Raw genomic sequence first — 23401 nt, forward strand, 5'->3', positions numbered from 1 at the left:
TCCTGCTTCGTCACGCTACGACGGCCTCTTCTTTAGAGGAGAACCGCGCCCGAGGGGGCCTGGACAAAACGTCCAATGCCGCGGCGTGCGCAGGGAGCGTAAGTGACGGAAGCCGAAAGCTGACGTCCGGGCTGCCCGTGAAACACTTGCGCCTCCTCCTCGTCCTCCCGCTCATCCTCCTCACCGGAGGGTGCAACATGGTGCTCCTGTCGCCGTCCGGCGACGTGGCGCTGCAGCAGCGTAACCTGCTGATCGCCTCCACGGTCCTGATGCTCCTCATCATCGTGCCGGTGATGGCGCTCACCGTCGCCTTCGCGTGGCACTACCGCGAGGGCAACAAGAAGGCGGTCTACGACCCCAGCTTCCATCACTCGATTGGTCTCGAGGTGGTGATCTGGTCGGCGCCGCTGCTGATCATCGTGGCGCTCGGCGCGCTCACCTGGCTCGGCACCCACCTGCTCGATCCCTACCGCTCGGTCAGCCGCATCAGCGCGTCGAAGCCGATCGTGTCGAGCGTCGGCGACCCGATGGTCTCGGGCAAGCCCCTGGTGGTCCAGGTCGTCGCCCTCGACTGGAAGTGGCTCTTCCTCTACCCCGAGCAGGGCATCGCCTCGTTGAACGAGGTCGCGGCCCCCGTCGACCGGCCGATCGAGTTCCGCATCACCTCCTCCTCGGTGATGAACTCGCTGTTCATCCCGGCGCTCGCCGGCCAGATCTACGCCATGCCGGGCATGCAGACGCGGCTCAACGCCGTGATCAACAAGGCCGGCAACTACGAGGGCTTCTCGGCCAATTACAGCGGCGCCGGGTTCTCGCACATGCGCTTCACCTTCAAGGGCGTCGACGAGGGCGATTTCAGCGCCTGGGTCGACAAGGTCAAGAAGGAGGGCGGCTCGCTCAACCGGGCCGACTACCTGAAGCTCGAGCGGCCGAGCGAGAAGGAGCCGGTGCGCTACTACAACGCCGTCGACGCCGACCTCTACGACGCGATCCTCAACATGTGCGTCGACCGCGCCAAGATGTGCATGCACGACATGGTGGCGATCGACGCCCGGGGCGGCGGCGGCCGCGAGGGCATCAACACCGTCATGAGGCTGACCTACGACAAGGCGGTCCGCCGTGGCACCGGCGCGACCCAGCAGGCCACTTTCGTGACGGCGCTCTGCACCCCGGCCGACGCCTACGGCTTCGGCAGCACCTCGGCCGCCAACGCCAAGGCGGCCGCCGCGACGCCGCGCCTGAACTGACACGAGCCCGGGCACAGACTTTCCGACATCCAGGCTGAGCCATGAACTCCGAGCACAATCCGATCGAAGCCTACCCGCACTGGTGGCGGCTGCTGTTCGGCCGCTTCACCCTCGAGTCCCTGCCGCTCCACGAGCCGATCGTGGTGGTGACCTTCGCGGTCGTGGCGCTGGGCGGCCTCGCCATCCTGGGCGCGCTCACCCGCTACAAGCTGTGGGGCCCGCTCTGGCGCGACTGGCTGACCAGCGTCGACCACAAGAAGATCGGGATCATGTACATGGTCCTCGGGCTCGTCATGCTGCTGCGCGGCTTTGCCGACGCGCTGCTGATGCGCTCGCAGCAGGCGATCGCCCATGGCGGCGCCGAGGGCTTCCTGCCGCCGCACCACTACGACCAGATCTTCACCGCCCACGGCGTGATCATGATCTTCTTCGTGGCGATGCCGCTGGTCACCGGGCTGATGAACTTCGTGGTGCCGCTGCAGATCGGCGCCCGCGACGTCGCCTTCCCGTTCCTCAACAACTTCAGCTTCTGGATGACCGCCGGCGGCGTCGTGCTGACGATGATGTCGCTGTTCATCGGCGAGTTCGCGGCGACCGGCTGGCTCGCCTATCCGCCGCTCTCGAACATCGCCTACTCGCCGAGCACGGGCGTCGACTACTACATCTGGGCGCTGCAGATCGCCGGCATCGGCACGACATTATCGGGTGTCAACCTGATCGCCACCATCGTCAAGATGCGGGCGCCCGGCATGTCGATGATGAAGATGCCGGTCTTCACCTGGACCTCGCTCTGCACCAACATCCTGATCGTCGCGTCCTTCCCGGTGCTCGGCGCCGTGCTGGCGCTGCTCACCCTCGACCGCTACGTCGGCACCAACTTCTTCACGAACGATCTCGGCGGCAACCCGATGATGTACGTGAACCTGATCTGGATCTGGGGCCACCCCGAGGTCTACATCCTGGTCCTGCCGGCCTTCGGCATCTTCTCCGAGGTGACGTCGACCTTCTCCGGCAAGCGCCTGTTCGGCTACGCCTCGATGGTCTACGCCACGGTCGTCATCACCATCCTGTCCTACCTGGTCTGGCTGCACCACTTCTTCACCATGGGGTCGGGGGCGAGCGTCAACTCGTTCTTCGGCATCACCACGATGATCATCTCGATCCCGACCGGCGCGAAGATCTTCAACTGGCTGTTCACCATGTATCGCGGCCGGATCCGCTTCGACCTGCCGATGATGTGGACCGTCGCCTTCATGCTGACCTTCGTCATCGGCGGCATGACCGGCGTGTTGCTCGCCGTGCCCCCGGCCGACTTCGTGCTGCACAACTCGCTGTTCCTGGTCGCGCACTTCCACAACGTGATCATCGGCGGCGTGCTGTTCGGCCTGTTCGCCGGCATCTACTACTGGTGGCCGAAGGCCTTCGGCTTCCGCCTCGACCCGTTCTGGGGCAAGGTCTCGTTCTGGTGCTGGGTCAGCGGGTTCTGGGTGGCGTTCATGCCGCTCTACATCCTCGGCCTGATGGGCGTGACGCGGCGCATGAGTTCCTTCGCCGACACCTCGCTCCAGCCCTTCTTCGTGATCGCCGCCCTCGGCGCGCTGCTCATCGCCTGCGGCATCGCCGCGATGATCGTCCAGTTCGCCGTCAGCATCCTGCGGCGCGACCAGCTCGCCGACCTCACCGGCGACCCCTGGGGTGGCCGCACCCTGGAATGGGCGACCTCCTCGCCGCCGCCGGCCTACAACTTCGCCTTCACGCCGATGGTGCATGACGGCGACGCCTGGTGGGACATGAAGCACCGCGGCTACGAGCGTCCGCTCCAGGGCTTCAAGGCGATCCACATGCCCAAGAATACCGGCGCGGGCGTCATCATCGCGGGCATCGCCACGGTCTTCGGCGTCGCCATGGTGTGGTACGTCTGGTGGCTCGCGGCGATCTCCTTCGCGGGCGCGGTCGCCGCCACCATCATCCACACCTTCAACTACGACCGCGACTATTACATCCCCGCCGACGAGGTCGTGCGGACCGAGGACGAGCGCACCCGGCTGCTCGCCCGCGCGGTCGCGAACGCCCCCGCCCCCGCGCAGGCCTGAGGACCCCGGCATGGCACAGTCACACACGGCCGCGGCCGACGACGGCGCGCTGCACTTCTACGTCACGGACGACGAGCACGGCCACGCCGAGGGCGGGACCATGCTCGGGTTCTGGCTCTACCTGATGAGCGACTGCCTGATCTTCGCGATCCTGTTCGCGACCTACGGCGTGCTCGGACGGAACTACGCGGCGGGCCCGTCCGGGGCGGACCTGTTCGACCTCAAGCTCGTGGCGGTGAACACCTCCATGCTCTTGTTCTCCTCCATCACCTACGGCTTCGCCATGCTGGAGATGGACAAGGGCGACCAGCGCATGACGCAGCGGTGGCTCGCGGTCACCGGCGCCTTCGGCCTCGCCTTCGTGGGCCTCGAACTCTACGAGTTCGCCCACCTGATCCACGAGGGCGCCACGCCCCAGCGCAGCGCCTTCCTGTCCTCGTTCTTCACCCTGGTCGGGACGCACGGCCTGCACGTCACCTTCGGGCTGATCTGGCTCGTGACCCTGATGGTGCAGGTGCACCAGCGCGGCCTGATCGAGGCCAACCGCCGCCGCCTCATGTGCCTGAGCATGTTCTGGCACTTCCTCGACGTGATCTGGATCGGCGTCTTCACCTTCGTCTACCTGATGGGGTCCCTCAAATGAGCGCCCGCGCGCCCGCCTCCGACGAGGTCCACGTCGAGGTCGTCCACGACCATCACGAGGCCGCCCACGGCTCGCGCCGGGGCTACATCACCGGCTTCGTCCTGTCGGTGATCCTGACGGCGATCCCGTTCTGGCTCGTGATGGCCGAGGTGTTCGCCGATTCCCGCGTGACCTCGATCGTCATCATGGCCTTCGCGATCGCCCAGATCTTGGTCCACATGGTCTACTTCCTGCACATGAACGCGCGCTCGGAAGGCGGCTGGACCATGATGGCGCTGATCTTCACCGTCGTGCTGGTGGTGATCGCGCTCTCGGGCTCGCTCTGGGTGATGTACCACCTCAACACCAACATGATGCCGATGTCGCCCGGCGACATGCGCACCATGCCGTGACGGGGCCCACCGGCGTTCCGCAATCCCTGGCCGGGACGGTTCCGCCCCGGCCTGCCACGCAGGCCAAGCGCCTCCTCCTGGTCGCGCTCTCGCTCCTGGCGACGGCGCTCTTCGTCGCCCTCGGGGTCTGGCAGGTCGAGCGCCGGGCTTGGAAGCTCGACCTCATCGCCCGCGTCGAGGCCAGGCTCGCGGCCAGCCCTGTCCCGGCCCCCGGCCGGCCGGCCTGGCCGACGCTCTCCCGCGAGGCCGACGAGTACCGCCGCGTCACGGCGACCGGCCGCTTCCTCCCCGGGCAGGCCGTGCGGGTGATGGCCGTGACCGAGAAGGGGGCCGGCTCCTGGCTCCTCGTGCCTCTCGTCACCGCGACCGGCGACGCGATCCTCATCAACCGCGGCTTCGTGCCGCCCGACTGGCAGCCCACCCCCGGCGAGGGGGCGGGAGCCGCGACGGTGACCGGCCTCCTGCGGATGCCCGAGCCCGGCGGGGCGTTCCTGCGCAGCAACGATCCGGCGAACGACCGCTGGTATTCCCGCGACACCGCGGCGATCGCGGCGGCCCGCGGCCTCGGCGAGGTCGCGCCCTACTTCATCGACGCCGACGCCTCCGGCAACCGCCCCGGCCAGCCGGTCGGCGGGCTCACCGTGGTGGCGTTCCGCAACCATCACCTGATCTACGCGCTGACGTGGTTCGGGCTGGCGATCATGTCGGGATACGCGGTGTATCGGCTGCTGCGGGAGGCACCGCCAGGGTGAGGAGGGTTTTTCCGGGCATGGCGCGCGCGAGAACCCTCCCCCGCTGCGGGGGGAGGGTTCTCGCGGGCGCGCACCAACGGTCCTCCCATGACCGACTGGGCTGACCTGCAGCGGACCGCCCGCGAGATCCTGGCCGAGGCGGCACGGCGGCTCGGTGCCGGCACGCCGGCCGGTCTGCCGGAGCCCGGCGCCCTCGACGACCACGATGGCGGGCGGCAGAACCTGCTGCTGCTGGTGCAGCTGCGCTGGATCGCGGTGGCCGGCCAGGTCATGACCATCGCGGTGGCGCAGGGGGTGCTGGGCGTCGTGCTGCCGCTCGGCGCGATGGCGGTGGTGCTGGTCGGGCTCGTGCTGCTCAACCTCGTCAGCCTCGGGTGGATCGTCCGGGGTGGGCGCGTCACCGAGGGCGTGCTGTTCGTGGCGCTGCTCCTCGACGTGGTCGCGCTCACGGTGCAGCTCTCCCTGAGCGGCGGCGCCACCAACCCGTTCACCTCTTTGTTCCTGCTCCAGCTTACCCTGGCGGCGGTGCTGCTCAGCAGCCGGGCGACGATCGGCCTCGTCGCCATCACCACCGCAGCTCTCGGGCTCCTGATGCTGGTCTACCGGCCGCTGGTGCTGCCGCAGGGCGACGGCGAGGGCGACCTGTTTCGCCTCTACCTCATCGGCATGCTGGTGAGCTTCGTGATCGACGCGGCGCTGATCGCGGTCTTCGTCACCCGGGTCTCGCGCAACCTGCGCCGGCAGGATGCCCGGCTCGCCGACCTGCGCCAGCGCGCGGCGGAGGAGGACCACATCGTCCGCATGGGCCTGCTCGCCTCGGGCGCGGCGCACGAGCTCGGCACGCCGCTCTCCTCGCTCTCGGTGATCCTCGGCGACTGGCGCCGGATGCCGGAGCTCACGGCGTCCCCCGACATCGCCCGCGAGATCGAGGAGATGCAGGAGGCGGTCGGGCGCTGCAAGGCGATCGTCACCGGCATCCTGCTCGCCGCCGGCGCCGCCCGCGGGGAGGCGCCCCACCTCACCAGCGTGCGCGCCTTCGTCACCGAGCTCGTGGTCGATTGGCGGCGCATGCATGCCTGCGCCCCCCTGCAGGTCCGCGACGCGTTCGGCGAGGACGAGGAGATCGTCTCCGACACCGCCCTGAAGCAGGTGGTGTTCAACGTCCTCGACAACGCGCTGGACATGTCCCCGGACTTCGTCGAGCTGGCGGTCCTGCGCGAGGGCGACACCCTGCGGCTCTCGGTCACCGACCGCGGTCCGGGTTTCGCGCCCGAGATGCTGGCGCGGCTCGGCCAGCCCTATACATCGAGCAAGGGCCGCCTCGGCGGCGGGCTCGGGCTCTTCCTCGTCGTCAACGTCGTGCGCAAGCTCGGGGGCACGGTGGAGGCCCGCAACCGCAGCATCGGAGGCGCCGTCGTGACCCTCAGCCTGCCGCTCTCCAGTCTCACGGTGTGAGATGCCCGAAGACGACCGCCTGCTCGTCATCGTCGAGGATGACGACCGCTTCGCCGCCACCCTGACCCGCTCCCTCGAGCGGCGCGGCTACACGGTGGTGAGCGTCGTCGGCCTCGCGGCCCTCGAGGCGCTGCTCGCCGAGCGCACGCCCGCCTACGCCGTCGTCGACCTGAAGCTCAACGGGGAATCGGGGCTCGCCTGCGTCAAGGCCCTGCACGACCACGATCCCGACACCCTGACGGTGGTGCTGACGGGCTATGCCAGCATCGCGACGGCCGTCGAGGCGATCAAGCTCGGCGCCTGCCACTACCTCGCCAAGCCCGCCAACACCGACGACATCGAGGCCGCCTTCTCGAAGGCCGCGGGCGACGTCGACGTCTCGCTCGATGGCCGGCCGACCTCGATCAAGACGCTCGAATGGGAGCGCATCCACCAGACCCTGGCCGAGACCGACTTCAACATCTCGGAGACCGCCCGGCGGCTCGGGATGCACCGTCGGACGCTGGCCCGCAAGCTCGAGAAGCAGCAGGTCAAGTAAGGCCTGCGGCGGGATCATCGCCGGTCCCATCAGGCCTCGGGACCCGTCACTGATGCCCGTCGGGCCTGCTATCGTGCGCGTGGTAGGATTGCATAGAGCAAAGTCAAGGGCAGCTGGATCTCAGATATTTGCTGGCTAAAGGCCTCGCTTGAGGTTCGTCAATCGTCCTCGTCTTAACATGCATCAGTGCAGGGCGGGCCCGTTCGACGGCACAACGAAGCCCGATCGTCCGATCGATCGCCCGTCGATCGACCGGACGCGCTGGAGAGCCGTATGCGACGCAGCCAGCACCGCGAAGACATCGTCGAGTCTTGCCCCGCATCTGTCGCAGCGACCCCGCGATGAGAGGCGACGCAGCCCGGCCGCAGCGCCGGCAGGCGAGAGTGTCCGCCGCGCTTCCCCACCTCGGCGCCATCGCCGCCGCAGGCCTCGTCCTGTCCGGCTGCCAGATGAGCCTGCTCAACGCCAAGGGGCCGGTCGGCTCCGACGAGGCCAACATCCTGATCGTCGCGTCGATCATCATGCTGGCGATCATCGTGCCGACGATGATCGGCACCCTCGCCTTCGCCTGGTGGTTCCGCGCCTCGAACACGCGGGCGCATTACCGGCCCGACTGGGCCTTCTCGGGCAAGATCGAGCTGGTCATCTGGTCGGTGCCGTTCCTCACCATCGTTTTTCTCGGCGGCATCGCCTGGATCGGCGCGCACCGGCTCGACCCCGCGGTGCCGCTCGACTCCGACAGGACGCCGCTGCGGGTGCAGGTCGTGTCGCTCGACTGGAAGTGGCTCTTCCTCTACCCCGACCAGCAGGTCGCCTCGGTCAACGAGCTGGTCGTGCCCGCCGGCACCCCGGTGCAGTTCGTCCTGACCTCGAGCAGCGTCTGGAACGCGTTCTTCGTGCCGCGGCTCGGCAGCATGATCTACACGATGCGGGGCATGACCTCGCAGCTCAACCTGATGGCGGATCAGGAGGGCACGCTGCACGGCCTCTCGACGCATTTCAGCGGCGACGGCTTCCCCCACATGCAGTTCCCGGTCCGTGCCGTGTCGGACACAGCCTTCGCCGGCTGGGTGCAGGGCGCCAAGGGCGGTCCACGACTCGACACCGCGGCCTATGGCGAGCTCGCCCGGCAGGGCACCGTCGACGCGCCCCGCACCTACGGCAGCCTCGAGCCCGGTCTCTTCGCCCGCATCGTCGACCAGACCATCCCGAAGGGCCCCGGCCCCGCGCAGGGGGCCGAGACCGGCGCCCCCCCGACCGTCAAACCCAAAGGGGGCTCGTGAGCATGCTCGGCAAGCTGACCTGGTCGGCGATTCCCTTCGACCAGCCGATCCCGCTCGTCGCCGCGGCGCTCGTGGGCGTCGTCCTCCTCGGCGTGATCGCCTGGGTGGCGGTCGCCGGCTGGCTGCCGTACCTCTGGCGCGAGTGGATCACGAGCGTCGATCACAAGCGCATCGGCGTGATGTACGTGATCCTCGGGCTCGTCATGCTGATCCGCGGCTTCTCCGACGCGATCCTGATGCGCTCGCACCAGGCGCTCGCCTACAACGCCCCGGGCTACCTGCCGCCCGAGCATTACGACCAGATCTTTTCCGCCCACGGCACGATCATGATCTTCTTCGGCGCGATGCCGTTCATGATCGGGCTGATGAACTTCGTGGTGCCGCTGCAACTGGGCGTGCGGGACGTCGCCTTCCCGACCCTCAACTCGGTCAGCTTCTGGCTCACCGCCACCGGCGCGCTCCTCGTCAACGTCTCGCTGGTGGTGGGCGAGTTCGCCCGCACCGGCTGGTGGCCGTCGCCCCCGCTCTCGGAGGTCACCTACTCGCCGGGCGTCGGCGTCGACTACTATCTCTGGGCGATCCAGATCTCGGGCATCGGCACCCTGATGTCCGGGATCAACCTCGTCACTACGATCCTCAAGATGCGGGCGCCGGGCATGAGCTACCTGCGCATGCCGATGTTCTGCTGGACCGCGCTCGCCTCCAACATGCTCATCATCGCGGCCTTCCCGATCCTGACCGCGACCCTCGCGATGCTGACCCTCGACCGCTACCTCGGCTTCCACTTCTTCACCGACGAGGCCGGCGGCAACTCGATGCTGTTCATGAACCTGTTCTGGGCCTGGGGGCATCCGGAGGTCTACATCCTGGCGCTGCCGGCCTACGGGGTCTTCTCGGAGGTGATCTCGACCTTCTCCGGCAAGCCGCTCTTCGCCTACCGCTCGATGGTCTGGGCGACGCTGGCGATCTGCCTGCTCTCGTTCATGGTCTGGCTGCACCACTTCTTCACCATGGGGCCGGGCGGCGACGTCAACGGCGTGTTCGGCATCACCTCGATGATCATCGCGGTGCCGACCGGCGTGAAGATCTTCGACTGGATGTTCACGATGTATGGCGGGCGGGTGCGCTTCACCACGCCGATGCTGTGGTCGGTGGCCTTCCTCGTCACCTTCGTGGTCGGCGGCGCCACCGGCGTGCTGCTGGCGATCCCGCCGGCCGACTTCGTGCTGCACAACTCGCTGTTCCTGGTCGCCCACTTCCACAACGTGATGGTGAGCGCGGTCGTGTTCGCGGCCTTCGCGGGCTACACCTACTGGTTCCCGAAGGCGTTCGGCTTCACCCTCGACGAGTGGTGGGGCAAGGCGGCGTTCTGGTTCTCCCTCGTCGGCTACGTCTGGGTGTTCACGCCGCTCTACGTCGTCGGCCTGCTGGGCATGACCCGGCGGCTGCAGCATTTCTCCGTCGCCGAATGGTATCCGTGGATCGTGGCGGCGAGCCTCGGCGTGATCGTGATGGTGTTCGGCGTGGTCTGCCAGGTGGTGCAGCTCGTCGTCAGCATCCGCCGGCGCGAGCAGTTGCGCGACGTCACCGGCGATCCGTGGGACGGCCGCTCGCTCGAATGGGCCACCGCCTCGCCGCCGCCCTCGTTCAACTTCGCGGTGATGCCGCGCGTCGAGGGCGAGGAGGCCTATTGGGCGATCAAGCAGCGCGCCCGCGAGCAGGCGCGGCTGCGCGAGGAGCCGGATTACGAGCCGGTCGAGATGCCGCTCAACAGCCCGACCGGTTTCGTCTGCGCCTTCTTCGCCACCCTCGTGGGCTTCGCGATGATCTGGCACATCTGGTGGCTCGCCGCCCTGGGTCTCGCCGGCGCCTTCGCCACCTTCGTGGTCTTCGCCTGGCGCGACCGGGTCGAGTACGAGATCCCGGCGGACGCCGTCGCGCGCATCAATCGCCGGAACCGGGCGAGCCGCCTCGAGGCGCTCCAGCAGGCCCGCCGCAAGGAGGCCGCATGAGCAGCTCCGCGGCCATGCCGGGTGCCGTCCCGGGGGTGGTGCCGATGCGGCGCGACCCCAACCACCTCGGCCACCACGCCGCAGGCGAAGGGGAGACCCGCGCCCCGGGGCGCGGCATCGGCGGTCCCGCCCCGAAGCGCATCGTCGTCGGCTACGGCTTCTGGATCTTCCTGCTGAGCGACATCGTGATGTTCGCCGCGTTCTTCGCGGCCTTCGCGGTGCTGCAGGGCGGCACCGCCGGCGGCCCGACCGGCGCCGAGCTGTTCGACCTCACCAACGTGGCGATCGAGACGGGCCTGCTGCTCCTGTCGAGCTTCGCCTGCGGCATCGCCACCCTGGCGCTGAACGCCCGCCGACCCCTCGCCTTCCAGGCCGCGATGGCGGTGACCTTCCTGTTCGGCGCCGGCTTCCTCGCGCTGGAGCTGCGCGAGTTCACCGACCTCGTCGCCCGCGACGCCGGCCCGACCCGCAGCGCCTTCCTGTCGGCCTTCTTCACCGTGGTCGGCTGCCACGGCCTGCACGTCACGGCCGGCCTGCTCTGGCTGCTCACCATGATGGCGCAGGTGCTGGCCAAGGGGTTCCGCCCCGACATCCTGCGCCGGGTGATGTGCTTCTCGCTGTTCTGGCACGCCCTCGACATCGTCTGGGTCGCGGTCTTCACGGTCGTCTACCTGATGGGGGCCGCCACATGAGCCACACCGACACCGACGACCGCGCCCATGCCGACGTCGCCCCGGGCGACGAATACCCGCACGAGGAGTTCGGCGCCGGGCTTCGCAGCTACCTGATCGGGCTCGCGCTCGCGACCCTCCTCACCGCCGCGTCGTTCTGGGTCGCGCAGACCAAGGTCATGTGGGCGCCGGCGATCCCCGTCGCGTTGCTGACCTTCGCCATCGCCCAGATGGGCGTGCATCTGGTGTTCTTCCTCCACCTGACCAGCGGGCCGGACAACACCAACAACATCATGGCGCTCGCCTTCGGCGTGCTGATCGTCTTCCTGCTGTTCGGCGGGTCGGTGTGGATCATGCACCACATGAACTATAACATGATGGCGCCGGTGGAGGGCGGGGTGCGGATGCCGTTGCAGAAGGGGGTGCCGCTGCAGCCGGAGCCGCAGAAGGGAGTGCCGATGCAGCACGGGGGCGGCGGGCACCATTGAGCGGCTGACCCTGCGAGCCGGACAGTCACGCGCAGGTGCAACACTTCGCATTATTCCGGCGCGGACCGGAGGCGGAGACCCGGGATGAGGCTGAGTATTTCAGCGCCGTCGCGACAGCCGAACGATCGCATCGCGGCCGCAAACCTATGGCACGAACAGAATTCGGATCGCTCGTAGCATTATCGTAGGATACACGATCGTCATCGTAGGATACACGGTCGTCTGAACGGTGCCCGGGGACGGAGTCGAACCGCCGACACTGCGATTTTCAGTCGCATGCTCTACCAACTGAGCTACCCGGGCGCACCGGCCGCGCGAGGCGGAGGTCAAGGCACCAGAGATCGTCCCCGTCGAGGGACGGCACCACTCACGTCAGACTGTGAGGAGTGGTGCCCGGGGACGGAGTCGAACCGCCGACACTGCGATTTTCAGTCGCATGCTCTACCAACTGAGCTACCCGGGCCCGCCGGCTGCGCGGGGCAGCGGCGTTGAGCGGCGGTATAGAGACGCCCGGATCCCCTGTCCAGCCGTCTCGTGCGGGCGCGCGGGCGATTGTGTGCCGGCGCCGGCTCACCCCTCGCCGTGGCCGGCGGCGCGGCGCCGGCGGGGGGCGCGGCCCGGGCTCGGTGCGGCGCGCGGGCGGCGGGTGCGGGTCTTCTTCGCCGGCGCGTCGCGGGGAGACGTCGTCTGTCCCTCCGGGCGCCGGCCCTCGCCGCCCGCATGGGCGTCGAGGAAGGCGCGGCAGGCGGAAAAGTCGGTCTCGACCTCGGGCGGCAGCGCCTCCAGGCGCTTCTCGCGGGCCAGCGAGGCGGCGAAGCGCAGCATGGCCGGGGTCGGCGGGCGGGTCGCCCCCTCGGCCGCCGGGGTCCTCGGTCCCGCATGGGTGTTGAGGAAGACCCGGCAGGCCCCGGCCTCGCGGGTGGCCTCCGGGGGGAGGGGGATGCCCTTGCGGGCGGCAAGCGAGCGCGCGAACGACACCATCGCGGCACTCGGCGCCCGGCCGCCGCGGGGCGGGGCCTCGCCCGCGACGGCCAGCCGCTCGGCGCCCGAGACGGCCCCGATCAGCGCCTCGACCCGCTCGCGGGTGCGCCGGCGGAAGGCGTCGGCCCGGCGCAGGGCCTCGGCCTTCGTGGCGGCCCGGCCGATCTCGGCGAGTTCCGATTCGAACACCGCCCGGCCGACCGGGTCGCCATAGGCCGGAAACACCCGTCGGACCGCGGCCACGAAGGCGAGGCCCGCCTCCGTCACGGTGATCGCCGGGTCCTTGCCCTTGAGCAGCGTGACGTAGTGGCTCTTCATCAGCTTCGGCAGCACCGCGTCGCGCGTCGCGGCGGTGCCGAGGCCCTTGGGCTCGGTCGGGTTGGCGGGGTTCTCGAGCGCCCGCTTCAGGGTCGGATCCTCGACCTGGTCGATCAGCCGGCCCATCACCACCGGCAGCTCGCCCCGGGTGATGCGCCGGGGCGGCTCGGTCCGGGCGGTCTCGATCGTGGGTGCGCCGCCTGTTCCGGCCTCGCCGTCGCGCACCGGCGGCAGGCGCCCGGTGGTCGGCTCGTCGTCAGGCCTCGCCTTGCCGGGCACGACCTCGTCCTCGTCGGCCTCGGTGCCGTAGAGCGCGCGCCAGCCCGGCACCGTCACCACGCTGCCGGTGATGGCGAAGCGCTTCGGCCCCCGCGGCGTCGCGACCTCGGCCGTGACCGTGGTGCGGGCGTCGGTCCCGTCGGCCATGTGCGCGGCGAGGAAGGTCTTGGCGACGAGGAGCCAGAGCTTCCGCGCGTCGGGCGCGACGTCGCCCGGCCCCGGCACCTTGCGCAAGGGCACGATGGCGTGGTGCTCGCCCGGGTCCTTGACGTAGTGGCCCTTCGGCCCGCGGCGGATCTGCGGCGTCGCGGGCGTGTGCGTGGCGAGGTCCGTGTCGGCGGCGGCGATCGCCGCGAGCACCGCGCTCGCGTCCTTGGCTTGCGAGTCCGGCAGGTGCACGGATTCGGTGCGGGGATAGCTGAGAAAGCCCTTGTCGTAGAGCGCCTGCGCGTGGCGCGCCGTGACTTGCGGGTCCCAGCCGAAGCGCTTGGCGCAGGCGCGCGCCAGCGTGTCCTTCGAGAACAGCTTCGGGGGTGCCCGCCGCACGTCCTTCTGCATCACCGCGAGCGGGCCGGACCAGCCATCGGCCGCGTCGCGGATCGCCTCGGCGTCCTTGATGTCGAAGATCTTCTCCTTCGGCGCGTGCCAGAGCGTCAGGCTCGCGCCGCTCTCGGTCGTCACCGGCAAGGCGATCTTGAAGAAGTCGCGCGGCACGAAGGTGCAGATGCGCTCCTCCAGGTCGGCGAGGATCGCCAGCGTCGGCGTCTGCACGCCGCCGAAGCGCCAGGGCTCGCGGAAGGCCGGCGGGCGCAGGCGCAGCGACACCGCCCGGGTGCCGTTGAGGCCGAGATGCCAGTCCTCGTATTGCCGGCACAGGGCCTCGAGATAGGCGGCGTAGTCGCGCTCGCCGGAATCGTCCTCCCGCGCCAGCAGCCCGAAGGCACGGCGGATCGAGACCTCGTCGAGGGCGCCGAGGCGCAGGCGGTCGACCCTCCCGCGCCAGCCGAGATGCTCCAGCACCTCCCAGGCGATCATCGAGCCCTCGCGGCCCGGATCGGTGGCGATGATGACCCGCTCCACCCCCGCGAGCGCCTGGCGGATCGCCGCGAGCTTCGGCGCGTGGGACTGGCCAGAGCGGCCGTGGCCGGGGGCGACGGGCAGGCGGTCCAGGGCGATCGGCAGCGCGTCGAAGCGCCAGGGCTTCCAGTCCGGCCGGATCTCCCCGGGTTCGGCCACCTCCAGCAGGTGCCCCTCGGCGGCGACGCAGACCGTGCTGGCCGAGCGGAAGAACCGCTGCACCTGGCGCATCGCCGAGGGCTTCTCGAAGAAGAACAGCGTCTTGCCTGAGGATGGCGTGCCGGGGGGCGTCTTGCCGGCCGGGGTCTTGCCGGGGGAGGGGGCCTGCGCCATGGCCGCTCGGCGCTCCTTGCGGGCGGCGGTGCCCGAACGAAGCAAGAACATATCGGAAGCCGGGCCGGTCGGTCAACGTCCGGCCGGACGCCCTGGTGCGCCACTGCGGAGGTGCGGGGACACACAGGTCAGCACGGGGCGTCATTGCGAAGCTTGCCGATTGTGGCATCCTGGACTTGAGGCAAACAGACGAGACCAAGTCCCATGCGCAAGATCGCCCGTTCAAGACTGGTGGCGGCCGTCACGATGCTGTCGTTTTCATTTTTGGCCGCCGGGCCGGCGGCGGCCCAGGGGCTGCCGTTCGGGGTCGAGCTTCCGGCTGGCGTCGACATCCCGAGCGACTCCCTGGTGTTCCATGGCAATTACTGCGGGCCCGGGAGCCGCGGACCCGGGTTGCCGCCGGTCGACGCCCTCGACGCCGCCTGCATGCGCCACGACGCCTGCACCCCGCCGCGCGGCCGCGGCCTGCCGACCTGCTCCTGCCACGCCCGGCTCCAGCGCGAGGCGGAGGCGGTGGCCCGCAATCCCCGCAACCCCGACGACCTGCGCAGCCTCGCCGGCCTCGTCTCGGCCGGCGCCACCCAGCTGCCCTGCCGCTGAACTTGTCGTCGTCACCTCGTCCGATCGCCCCGGCGCGTGCCCCGCGCCGGGGCGATGTCGTTCCCGGGTGCCGACGCCTCGAAAACGGCGCTTGCGCCATCGTCTCCGCTCACATAAAGATATCTTTATGTTTCGCATCGGAGGCGAGGAGCCCGCCGGAATGAGCGCCACGATTCCCTTCGCGGACGCCTTGAGCGTGCTGCGGGCCGCCGCCGAGGAGACCCGCCTGCGCATCCTGGTGCTGCTCGGCGAGGGCGAGTTGTCGGTCTCCGACCTCACCGACATCCTGGGCCAGTCGCAGCCGCGGATCTCCCGCCATCTCAAGCTCCTGGTCGAGGCCGGGCTGGTGGTGCGCCACCGCGAGGGCGCCTGGGCCTTCTTCCGCCTGCGCGAGGGCGTGGCCGGGCTGGTCGCGCCCCTCATCGCCGCGCTCGACGCCGCCGAGCCGCCGCTCTCCGAGGACCGGGCCCGGCTCCAGGCGGTGCGGGCGCAGCGGGCGGAAGCCGCCCAGACCTTCTTCGCGCGGCTCGCGCCGCAATGGGACCGGGTGCGCTCGCTCCACGTGCCGGAGGCGACCGTCGAGGCGGCGGTGCTCGACGTGCTCGGGGAGGGCCCGGTCGGCAGCCTCGTCGATCTCGGCACCGGCACCGGGCGGATGCTCGGGCTCCTGGCGCGGCGGGCGTCCCGGGCCACCGGGCTCGACGCCAACCACGCCATGCTGTCGGTCGCCCGCGCCAACCTGGAGCGCCAGGGCCTGACCCGCATCGACCTGCGCCAGGGCGACATCCACGCGCCGCCCTTCGGCCGGGCGAGCTTCGACCTCGTGCTGATCCACCAGGTGCTGCACTACCTCGACGACCCGGCCCGGGCCCTGCGCGAGGCCGCCCGCCTCGTCGCCCCGGGCGGCCGCCTCCTCGTGGTCGATTTCGCGCCCCACACCCTCGAGTTCCTGCGCGAGGACGAGGCGCATCGCCGCCTCGGCTTCGCGCCCGAGCAGGTGTCGGGCTGGCTCGCCGAGGCCGGCCTCACCGACCTGCGGCTGCGCCACCTCGCCCCGACCGGCGGCGCGGAGCACCAGCTCACCGTCACGCTCTGGCTCGCTCACCACCCGGAGGCGGCGGCCGATCGACAGATCGGGGCCGATCAACGGATCGGTCCCGGCCTGCCCGACCGCGCCGTCGCCTGATCCGCCACCCGTTTTCCGCCTGAGGCCGCCGATGTACGCCACCGCCTTCCGCCCGAGCCGCGAGAGCCGCCGCCCGATCCGGGTCTCGTTCGAGTTCTTCCCGCCCAAGACCCCGGAGATGGAGGCGACCCTGTGGTCGTCGATCGAGCGCCTGGCGCCGCTCGGTCCCAGCTTCGTCTCGGTGACCTACGGCGCCGGCGGCTCGACCCGCGAGCGCACCCACAACACCGTGGCGCGCCTGGTGCGCGAGACCGCGCTGAAGCCCGCCGCCCACCTCACCTGCGTGGCCGCCACCAAGGGTGAGGTCGACGACGTGGTGCGCGCCTACCACGAGGCGGGCGTGCGCCACATCGTGGCCCTTCGCGGCGATCCGGCCGAGGGCGTCGGCACCGCCTACACGGCGCATCCGGGGGGCTACGAGCGTTCCTGCGACCTCGTCGCCGGCATCAAGCGCGTCGGCGACTTCGAGGTCTCGGTCTCGGCCTATCCCGAGCGCCACCCGGAGGCCGGTTCTCTCGATCAGGACCTCGACGCGCTCAAGGCCAAGGTCGATTGCGGCGCCGACCGCGCCATCACCCAGTTCTTCTTCGACAACGACCTGTTCTTCCGCTACCTCGACCGGGTGCAGGCGCGCGGGATCGCCATCCCGATCATCCCGGGCATCCTGCCGGTGCAGAACTTCAAGCAGGCCGCCAACTTCGCCCGCCGCACCGGCTCCTCGGTGCCGGACTGGCTCGCCGCCCGCTTCGAGGGCCTGGACGACGATGTCGCCACCCGCAAGCTGGTGGCCGCGGCGGTGGCCGCCGAGCAGGTGCTCGACCTCGTCGACCGCGGCATCACCGACTTCCACTTCTACACCATGAACCGCGCCGACCTCGTCTACGCGATCTGCCACCTGCTGGGCTTGCGCGCGGCGCCGGGGGCGGTGGAGAAGGCGGCGGCCTGACGATCGATCATCGCGAGGGGAGGCGGCCTTGGCCGAATCGCAGGACGTGAGCGTTCCGCGGCTGAGCCAGATCCTGGCTGATCCCGCCTCCGCCCGGCCTGCGGTCCTGGAGGAGGCCCGGACCTACGCCGCGGCGCGCATCGAGGCACGGCTCGACGACCTTGAGCGGCGCCTCGCCGCGCTCGAAGCCCGCATGGCTGCCCGGGAATAAGAATAGGCGCGAGATCCCCCCTCTCCCGTGTGGGAGAGGGGCCGGGGGTGAGGGTGATACGCTGCCGTATAAAGCGCTGAGCGTGGTGCTGGCAGCGTGACGCTCAGAGCTTGATCCTGGAGCGTGTCACCCTCACCCCTACCCCTCTCCCACACGGGAGAGGGGATCCCGCGCCTACCTTTCTGTCGAAGAGTTCGGGGGTGACGCCCCGCCGAATTACTGAATCGGCCGCTGCCACACGGCCCACATCTTCCCTTCGCGGCCCCGCGCCGCCCGACCGACCCGCTGGAACCCCACCCCGATGACCGATTTCCGCCCCGCCGACGGTGCCGACATCCTGACCGCCCTGCGCCGGCGCGCGGCGGAAAAAATCCTCGTCCTCGACGGGGCGATGGGCACGGTGATCCAGCGCCTCGGGCTGAGCGAGAGCGATTTCCGCGGCGACCGGTTTCGCGATCACGCGCACGACCAGAAGGGCAACAACGACCTCCTGATCCTGACGCAGCCCGATGCGATCCGGCAGATCCACCTCGACTACTTCCTTGCCGGCGCCGACGTCGTCGAGACCAACACCTTCTCGGGCACGACGATCGCCCAGGCCGATTACGGCATGGAAGCGATCATCCACGACCTCAACCGCGAAGGCGCGCGGCTCGCCCGCGAGGCGGCCGTGCTGGCCGAGAAGCAGGACGGGCGCCGCCGCTTCGTCGCCGGGGCCATCGGCCCGACGAACCGCACCCTGTCGATCTCGCCGGACGTCAACAACCCGGGCTATCGCGCCGTGACCTTCGACCAGGTCCGCGACGCTTACGCCGAGCAGGTGCGCGGCCTGATCGCCGGCGGTGCGGAACTCATCCTGATCGAGACGGTGTTCGACACCCTGAACGCCAAGGCGGCGGTGGCGGCGGCCTGGCAGGTGTTCGAGGAGACCGGCACCCGCCTGCCGATCATGATCTCGGGCACCATCACCGACCTCTCGGGCCGCACCCTGTCGGGCCAGACGCCGACGGCGTTCTGGCACTCGCTGCGCCACGCCGACCCGCTGACCTTCGGGCTCAACTGCGCGCTCGGCGCCCGCGAGATGCGCGCCCATATCGACGAATTGTCCCGCACCTGCGACACGCTGGTCTGCGCCTACCCGAATGCCGGCCTGCCGAACGAGTTCGGCCTCTACGACGAGAGCCCGGAGGCGATGGCCAAGCTCGTCGGCGAGTTCGCCGAGAGCGGCCTCGTCAACATGGTCGGCGGCTGCTGCGGCACCACGCCGGACCACATCCGGGCGATCGCCGGGGCCGTCGCCGGCAAGGCCCCGCGCCGGGTGCCCACGGTGAAGCCCCTGATGCGGCTCTCGGGCCTCGAGCCCTTCACGCTGACGCCCGAGATCCCGTTCGTGAATGTCGGCGAGCGCACCAACGTCACCGGCTCGGCGCGCTTCCGCAAGCTCATCACCAACGGCGACTACGCGGCCGCCCTCGACGTCGCCCGCGACCAGGTCGCGGCCGGCGCCCAGGTGATCGACGTCAACATGGACGAGGGTCTTCTGGATTCGCAGAAGGCGATGGTCGAGTTCCTGAACCTCGTCGCCGCCGAGCCCGACATCGCCCGGGTGCCGGTGATGATCGATTCCTCGAAGTTCCCGGTCATCGAGGCCGGCCTGAAATGCGTGCAGGGCAAGGCGATCGTGAACTCGATCTCCCTCAAGGAGGGGGAGGAGAAGTTCATCGCCGAGGCGAAGATCTGCCGCGCCTACGGCGCCGCCGTGGTGGTGATGGCCTTCGACGAGCAGGGCCAGGCCGACACGCTCGAGCGCAAGGTCGCAATCTGCACCCGCGCCTACAAGGTGCTGACCGAAGAGGTCGGCTTTCCGCCCGAGGATATCATCTTCGATCCCAACGTCTTCGCGGTGGCGACCGGCATCGAGGAGCATAACGGCTACGGCGTCGCCTTCATCGAGGCGGCCCGGATCATCCGCGAGACGCTGCCCCACGCCCATATCTCGGGCGGCATCTCGAACCTGTCCTTCGCCTTCCGCGGCAACGAGCCGGTGCGCGAGGCGATGCACGCGGTATTCCTGTACCACGCCATCAGGGTCGGCATGGACATGGGCATCGTGAATGCGGGCCAGCTCGCGGTCTATGACGAGCTGCCGGCGGAGCTGCGCGAGCTGTGCGAGGACGTCGTCCTCAACCGCCGCCCCGACGCCACCGAGCGCCTGCTCGACGCCGCCGCCCGCTTCAAGGAGGGCGGCCAGGCGCAGGCCAAGGGCGCGGATCTCGCCTGGCGCGAGGCGCCGGTGGAGAAGCGCCTGGAGCATGCCCTCGTCAACGGCATCACCGAGTATATCGAGGCCGACACCGAGGAGGCGCGCGCGAAGGCCGAGCGCCCGCTCCACGTCATCGAGGGTCCGCTGATGGCCGGCATGAACGTGGTCGGCGACCTGTTCGGCGCCGGCAAGATGTTCCTGCCGCAGGTTGTGAAGTCCGCTCGCGTCATGAAGCAGGCCGTGGCCTACCTGATGCCCTTCATGGAGGCGGAGAAAGCCGCCAATGGCGGCGTCGGCGGCCGGCAGGCGGCCGGCAAGGTGCTGATGGCGACCGTGAAGGGGGACGTCCACGACATCGGCAAGAACATCGTCGGCGTCGTGCTCGCCTGCAACAACTACGAGATCATCGACCTCGGCGTGATGGTGCCGGCGGCCAAGATCCTGGACACGGCGCGGCGTGAGAACGTCGACATCGTCGGCCTCTCGGGCCTGATCACGCCCTCCCTCGACGAGATGGTCCACGTCGCGGCCGAGATGGAGCGCGAGGGCTTCGACGTGCCGCTCCTCATCGGCGGGGCGACGACGAGCCGGGTCCACACCGCGGTGAAGATCCACCCGGCCTACGCCAGGGGCCAGGCGGTCTACGTGACCGACGCCAGCCGCGCCGTCGGCGTGGTCTCGAACCTCCTCTCGCCCGACACCAAGGTGCAGACGATCGAGAGCGTCCGCGCCGAGTACAAGCGCGTCGCCGAGGCCCATGCCCGCTCCGAGGCCGACAAGCAGCGCCTGCCGCTCGCCAAAGCCCGCGCCAACGCGTTCAAGGGCGACTGGTCGGCCTACAGGCCGGTCAAGCCGACCTTCACCGGGACGCGGGTCTTCCGCAGCTACGACGTCGCCGAGCTCGTCCCCTACATCGACTGGACGCCGTTCCTGCAGACCTACGAGTTCAAGGGCCGCTATCCGGCGATCCTCGACGACCCCGAGCAGGGGCCGGCCGCCCGCGCCCTGTTCGAGGATGCGCAGGCGATGCTGCGCCAGATCGTCGAGGAGCGCTGGTTCAACCCGAAGGCGGTGATCGGCTTCTGGCCGGCCAATGCCGTGGGCGACGACATCCGGCTGTTCACCGGCGAGAGCCGGGCCGAGACGCTCGCCACCTTCCACGGCCTGCGCCAGCAGCTCTCGAAGCGCGACGGCCGGCCGAATACCTGCCTGTCGGACTTCGTGGCGCCTGCCGAGAGCGGATTGCCCGACTATGTCGGCGGCTTCGTGGTCACGGCGGGGCTGGAGGAGGTGCGCATCGCCGAGCGCTTCGAGCGCCAGAACGACGATTACCGCTCGATCCTGGTCAAGGCGCTCGCCGACCGCATCGCCGAGGCCTTCGCCGAGCGGATGCACGAGCGCGTGCGCCGGGAGTTCTGGGCCTACGCGGCGGACGAGGCCTACAGCCCGGCCGAGCTCGTCACCGAGCCCTATGCCGGCATCCGCCCGGCCCCGGGCTACCCGGCCCAGCCCGACCACACCGAGAAGATGACGCTGTTCTCGCTGCTTCAGGCCGAGCCGCGCATCGGCGTCAAGCTCACCGAATCCTACGCGATGTGGCCGGGTTCCTCTGTCTCGGGCCTCTACCTCGCCCATCCGGACGCGCACTATTTCGGCGTCGCCAAGGTCGAGCGCGACCAGGTCGAGGACTACGCCGCCCGCAAGGGGATGGACGTGGCGGAGGTGGAGCGCTGGCTCGGGCCGATCCTGAACTACGACACGGCGCGATATCGGGCGGCGGCGGAGTAGGGGCCTTGCCTCCGAGGGAGGCCCGTCCTCAGGAAGGGCCGGACAGCCCCGGAGGTGCGTATTGGGCGAGACCGAGAAGCCGGTGACGGGCGGCTGGGACTGGCTCCGGGACCGCGTTCAGCCGCTCGATCGCGACGTGGAGGCGGCATTGGACGAGCCATGGCCCGAGATGCCCGAGACGCCGATAGAATTCCCGGAGAACTGGGATTGGCTGCGTCGGCTCGTCGGCCCGCTGGACGACGACTTTGCGCGGGCGGCGGCCGAGCAGCCGCCTTTGCTCCCCGATGACGCGGTGGAGGACGACCCCACGCCCTGACCCGGGCTTGACCGCCGCGCCCGCCCCGGCTCAAAGCTTGGGCTTGAGGGCGCCGGACGGATCGGGCGGGAAGGGTCGGGGATGCGGACAGGACCAGGGAGGCTCGCCCTCGTCGCCGTGGCGGGTGCCATCGGGGCGGCGGCCGGCTGCACCGAATTCTCCTACATCTCGAAGACCTATGTCGGCCTCGTCCCGCAGGTGGTCACGATCGGCTGCAACGACCCCTACGAGGTCTACGACCAGCGCCAGCAGCGCAAGGTCCTGATCGTCTCGAACAACCTGCGCGAGATCGCCGGCTGCGGCCTCGAGGGCAAGGACCCGGCGCTGACGCGCCGGCGCCGCTTCTCGGAGGCCGCCGCGACCTACCTGCGCGAGACGGCGCGCGAGACCTGCACCATCGTCGGCGAGACGGTGTTCACCGACCTCCAGACCGAGTTCGTCTATTCCTGCGCCGAGCCGATCGAGAAGCCCGGCACCAAGGTGCCGCGCCTGCCCGGCCGCTACTGAGGGCCCTCGCCGTCGACGGGCGGGTGCGGGAAGGTGCGCTCGGCGGCGTCGCCCGCGGCGGCCAGCATCGCCCGGGCGAAGCGGCGCGCCTCGGCCCGGTCGAGGGCGATCGCCGCGGTGACCGGGGCGCCGTCGAGGTCGGCGAGGTCCAGTTCGAGCCGCACGCCCGCCTCGGTCGGCGTCACCCGCAGGGTCCAGTCGCGATCGCTCATCCGTCCGCATCAGCTCTTCGGGGCGCCCGGCCCCAGCCATCGGCCCTATAGACCAATTTCCGGACAGGTCGATGGGTTCGCGGCCGTTGACGGTTCCGGCGCCGGTATGGTCGATCCGCCCCGGGATCGAACCGAGGAATCGCCGATGAGCGAGATCGTCTTCCGGACCGGCGAAGCCACGGTGCTGGCGGCCGAGGGCCAGTACACCGACGCGATGCCCGAGGTCTTGATCGGCTCGGTGCGCGGGCCGGTCGGCCAGGCCTTCGCGTCGATGATGGGGCAAGTCCAGGGCCATACCCGGATGTTCGTGGTGCGCGACATCAACCAGCTGGTGCGCCCCGCCACGATGATGACCACCAAGGCGACGATCCACACCGCGGAATATGTCGAGCTCCTCGGCGGCGTGGTCCAGGCCGCGACAGGCGACGCCATCGTCGACTGCATCATCGAGGGCATCCTGCCCCGCGACGGGCTGGACGAGCTGTGCATGATCATCATGATCTGGCTCGACCCGCGCTGCGCCGAGGACCCGAACCTCGACCGCAAGGATCTCTACCGCACCAACTACGAGGCGACGAAGCTCGCCATCGCCCGGGCCTTGAGGGGCGAGCCGACGGTCGACGAGCTGATCGCCAACCGCCGGACCGTGCGCCACTACGCTCTCGAGGGCGTGCTCGACGACGAGGGCTGACGAGGCCCCCTTCTCATCGCGCCCTGCGCAGTTGACCGCAGCTTGACAGCGCCGCAAGGTGCGCCGCCCGCCACCTCGACTCCGCGCGCGGGCCGTCCATCACACCGTGCCATCACGCC

At 69.9% G+C, this 23401-nt stretch carries 21 protein-coding genes and 2 tRNA genes; 19 read left to right on the plus strand and 4 right to left on the minus strand.

Annotated features, from left to right (window positions below; all coding sequences use genetic code 11):
• Nucleotides 1-137: 137 nt before the first annotated feature.
• From cyoA (EU555_RS09030) to cyoD (EU555_RS09080), 11 genes are all read left to right on the plus strand, one after another.
• Nucleotides 138-1247, plus strand: coding sequence for a ubiquinol oxidase subunit II (gene cyoA / locus EU555_RS09030; RefSeq protein WP_135414343.1), 1110 nt, complete (start codon nt 138-140; stop codon nt 1245-1247).
• 41 nt (nt 1248-1288) lie between these two features.
• On the plus strand, nt 1289-3340 hold the full coding sequence (gene cyoB, locus EU555_RS09035) for a cytochrome o ubiquinol oxidase subunit I (protein WP_135414344.1): 2052 nt from the start codon (nt 1289-1291) through the stop codon (nt 3338-3340).
• Nucleotides 3341-3350: 10 nt separating this feature from the next.
• Nucleotides 3351-3983, plus strand: a complete 633-nt coding sequence (gene cyoC / locus EU555_RS09040; RefSeq protein ID WP_135414345.1) for a cytochrome o ubiquinol oxidase subunit III — start codon at nt 3351-3353, stop codon at nt 3981-3983.
• Complete coding sequence (gene cyoD, locus EU555_RS09045) at nt 3980-4375, plus strand: cytochrome o ubiquinol oxidase subunit IV (protein ID WP_135414346.1); 396 nt, start codon at nt 3980-3982, stop codon at nt 4373-4375. Before cyoC (EU555_RS09040) ends, cyoD (EU555_RS09045) begins: the two co-directional genes overlap by 4 nt.
• Nucleotides 4372-5127 (plus strand): SURF1 family protein, encoded by a 756-nt coding sequence (locus tag EU555_RS09050; RefSeq protein WP_483466645.1) that lies wholly within the window; start codon nt 4372-4374, stop codon nt 5125-5127. Before cyoD (EU555_RS09045) ends, EU555_RS09050 begins: the two co-directional genes overlap by 4 nt.
• An 87-nt stretch (nt 5128-5214) precedes the next feature.
• The gene (locus EU555_RS09055; protein ID WP_135414347.1) at nt 5215-6582 is read left to right on the plus strand and encodes an ATP-binding protein; all 1368 of its coding nucleotides are present in this window, start codon (nt 5215-5217) and stop codon (nt 6580-6582) included.
• A 1-nt stretch (nt 6583) separates the two neighbouring features.
• A complete protein-coding gene (locus EU555_RS09060; RefSeq protein WP_135414348.1) occupies nt 6584-7120 on the plus strand; it encodes a response regulator transcription factor in 537 nt (178 codons plus the stop codon).
• A gap of 341 nt (nt 7121-7461) precedes the next feature.
• Nucleotides 7462-8403 carry a ubiquinol oxidase subunit II gene (gene cyoA, locus EU555_RS09065; protein ID WP_135414349.1) on the plus strand — a complete coding sequence of 314 codons (942 nt, stop codon included), beginning with the start codon at nt 7462-7464 and terminating at the stop codon, nt 8401-8403.
• Nucleotides 8404-8405: 2 nt separating this feature from the next.
• Complete coding sequence (locus tag EU555_RS09070; RefSeq protein ID WP_135414350.1) at nt 8406-10415, plus strand: cbb3-type cytochrome c oxidase subunit I; 2010 nt, start codon at nt 8406-8408, stop codon at nt 10413-10415.
• Nucleotides 10412-11107 carry a cytochrome o ubiquinol oxidase subunit III gene (gene cyoC / locus EU555_RS09075; RefSeq protein ID WP_245524211.1) on the plus strand — a complete coding sequence of 232 codons (696 nt, stop codon included), beginning with the start codon at nt 10412-10414 and terminating at the stop codon, nt 11105-11107. Before EU555_RS09070 ends, cyoC (EU555_RS09075) begins: the two co-directional genes overlap by 4 nt.
• Entirely contained in the window at nt 11104-11574 is a 471-nt protein-coding gene (gene cyoD, locus EU555_RS09080; protein ID WP_135414351.1) for a cytochrome o ubiquinol oxidase subunit IV, read from the plus strand. Before cyoC (EU555_RS09075) ends, cyoD (EU555_RS09080) begins: the two co-directional genes overlap by 4 nt.
• A gap of 230 nt (nt 11575-11804) precedes the next feature.
• Here the strand turns inward: cyoD (EU555_RS09080) and EU555_RS09085 are convergent.
• The 3 genes from EU555_RS09085 to EU555_RS09095 all read right to left on the minus strand — a co-directional run bounded on the left by EU555_RS09085 (nt 11805) and on the right by EU555_RS09095 (nt 14562).
• A tRNA-Phe gene (locus EU555_RS09085) sits at nt 11805-11877 on the minus strand.
• Nucleotides 11878-11961: 84 nt separating this feature from the next.
• Nucleotides 11962-12037 (minus strand) — tRNA-Phe (locus tag EU555_RS09090).
• A gap of 107 nt (nt 12038-12144) precedes the next feature.
• Entirely contained in the window at nt 12145-14562 is a 2418-nt protein-coding gene (locus EU555_RS09095; protein WP_135414352.1) for a type IA DNA topoisomerase, read from the minus strand.
• Between the two features lie 204 nt (nt 14563-14766).
• Between EU555_RS09095 and EU555_RS09100 the strand changes: the two genes are divergently transcribed.
• The 7 genes from EU555_RS09100 to EU555_RS09130 all read left to right on the plus strand — a co-directional run bounded on the left by EU555_RS09100 (nt 14767) and on the right by EU555_RS09130 (nt 22379).
• On the plus strand, nt 14767-15162 hold the full coding sequence (locus EU555_RS09100; RefSeq protein ID WP_245524212.1) for a phospholipase A2 family protein: 396 nt from the start codon (nt 14767-14769) through the stop codon (nt 15160-15162).
• Nucleotides 15163-15322: 160 nt separating this feature from the next.
• A complete protein-coding gene (locus tag EU555_RS09105) occupies nt 15323-16348 on the plus strand; it encodes an ArsR/SmtB family transcription factor (protein ID WP_135414353.1) in 1026 nt (341 codons plus the stop codon).
• A gap of 31 nt (nt 16349-16379) precedes the next feature.
• The gene (gene metF / locus EU555_RS09110) at nt 16380-17294 is read left to right on the plus strand and encodes a methylenetetrahydrofolate reductase [NAD(P)H] (RefSeq protein WP_135414354.1); all 915 of its coding nucleotides are present in this window, start codon (nt 16380-16382) and stop codon (nt 17292-17294) included.
• 28 nt (nt 17295-17322) lie between these two features.
• Nucleotides 17323-17505: a hypothetical protein gene (locus EU555_RS09115; RefSeq protein WP_135414355.1), complete on the plus strand. Its 183-nt coding sequence runs from the start codon at nt 17323-17325 to the stop codon at nt 17503-17505.
• 301 nt (nt 17506-17806) lie between these two features.
• Nucleotides 17807-21556, plus strand: a complete 3750-nt coding sequence (metH, locus tag EU555_RS09120) for a methionine synthase (protein WP_135414356.1) — start codon at nt 17807-17809, stop codon at nt 21554-21556.
• A gap of 61 nt (nt 21557-21617) precedes the next feature.
• Nucleotides 21618-21872, plus strand: a complete 255-nt coding sequence (locus EU555_RS09125) for a hypothetical protein (protein WP_135414357.1) — start codon at nt 21618-21620, stop codon at nt 21870-21872.
• 81 nt (nt 21873-21953) lie between these two features.
• Complete coding sequence (locus EU555_RS09130) at nt 21954-22379, plus strand: hypothetical protein (RefSeq protein ID WP_135414358.1); 426 nt, start codon at nt 21954-21956, stop codon at nt 22377-22379.
• On the opposite strand, the gene EU555_RS09135 is transcribed toward EU555_RS09130, so the two are convergent.
• Complete coding sequence (locus EU555_RS09135) at nt 22373-22591, minus strand: hypothetical protein (protein ID WP_135414359.1); 219 nt, start codon at nt 22589-22591, stop codon at nt 22373-22375. The two genes, EU555_RS09130 and EU555_RS09135, sit on opposite strands and share 7 nt — an antisense overlap.
• 145 nt (nt 22592-22736) lie before the next feature.
• Between EU555_RS09135 and EU555_RS09140 the strand changes: the two genes are divergently transcribed.
• Nucleotides 22737-23282 (plus strand): formaldehyde-activating enzyme, encoded by a 546-nt coding sequence (locus EU555_RS09140; protein ID WP_135414360.1) that lies wholly within the window; start codon nt 22737-22739, stop codon nt 23280-23282.
• Nucleotides 23283-23401: the final 119 nt, after the last annotated feature.

The organism is Methylobacterium nonmethylotrophicum (assembly GCF_004745635.1).
Taxonomy (GTDB): domain Bacteria; phylum Pseudomonadota; class Alphaproteobacteria; order Rhizobiales; family Beijerinckiaceae; genus Methylobacterium; species Methylobacterium nonmethylotrophicum.

Coding starts and splice junctions, on each gene's coding strand:
- EU555_RS09100 (WP_245524212.1), top strand. CDS start 14,767: ATGCGCAAGATCGCCCGTTCAAGACTGGTGGCGGCCGTCACGATGCTG.
- EU555_RS09070 (WP_135414350.1), top strand. CDS start 8,406: ATGCTCGGCAAGCTGACCTGGTCGGCGATTCCCTTCGACCAGCCGATC.
- EU555_RS09055 (WP_135414347.1), top strand. CDS start 5,215: ATGACCGACTGGGCTGACCTGCAGCGGACCGCCCGCGAGATCCTGGCC.
- metH (WP_135414356.1), top strand. CDS start 17,807: ATGACCGATTTCCGCCCCGCCGACGGTGCCGACATCCTGACCGCCCTG.
- cyoC (WP_135414345.1), top strand. CDS start 3,351: ATGGCACAGTCACACACGGCCGCGGCCGACGACGGCGCGCTGCACTTC.
- EU555_RS09105 (WP_135414353.1), top strand. CDS start 15,323: ATGAGCGCCACGATTCCCTTCGCGGACGCCTTGAGCGTGCTGCGGGCC.
- metF (WP_135414354.1), top strand. CDS start 16,380: ATGTACGCCACCGCCTTCCGCCCGAGCCGCGAGAGCCGCCGCCCGATC.
- EU555_RS09135 (WP_135414359.1), bottom strand. CDS start 22,591: ATGAGCGATCGCGACTGGACCCTGCGGGTGACGCCGACCGAGGCGGGC.
- cyoD (WP_135414351.1), top strand. CDS start 11,104: ATGAGCCACACCGACACCGACGACCGCGCCCATGCCGACGTCGCCCCG.
- cyoB (WP_135414344.1), top strand. CDS start 1,289: ATGAACTCCGAGCACAATCCGATCGAAGCCTACCCGCACTGGTGGCGG.
- EU555_RS09130 (WP_135414358.1), top strand. CDS start 21,954: ATGCGGACAGGACCAGGGAGGCTCGCCCTCGTCGCCGTGGCGGGTGCC.
- EU555_RS09140 (WP_135414360.1), top strand. CDS start 22,737: ATGAGCGAGATCGTCTTCCGGACCGGCGAAGCCACGGTGCTGGCGGCC.
- EU555_RS09060 (WP_135414348.1), top strand. CDS start 6,584: ATGCCCGAAGACGACCGCCTGCTCGTCATCGTCGAGGATGACGACCGC.
- cyoC (WP_245524211.1), top strand. CDS start 10,412: ATGAGCAGCTCCGCGGCCATGCCGGGTGCCGTCCCGGGGGTGGTGCCG.
- cyoA (WP_135414349.1), top strand. CDS start 7,462: ATGAGAGGCGACGCAGCCCGGCCGCAGCGCCGGCAGGCGAGAGTGTCC.
- EU555_RS09095 (WP_135414352.1), bottom strand. CDS start 14,562: ATGGCGCAGGCCCCCTCCCCCGGCAAGACCCCGGCCGGCAAGACGCCC.
- cyoD (WP_135414346.1), top strand. CDS start 3,980: ATGAGCGCCCGCGCGCCCGCCTCCGACGAGGTCCACGTCGAGGTCGTC.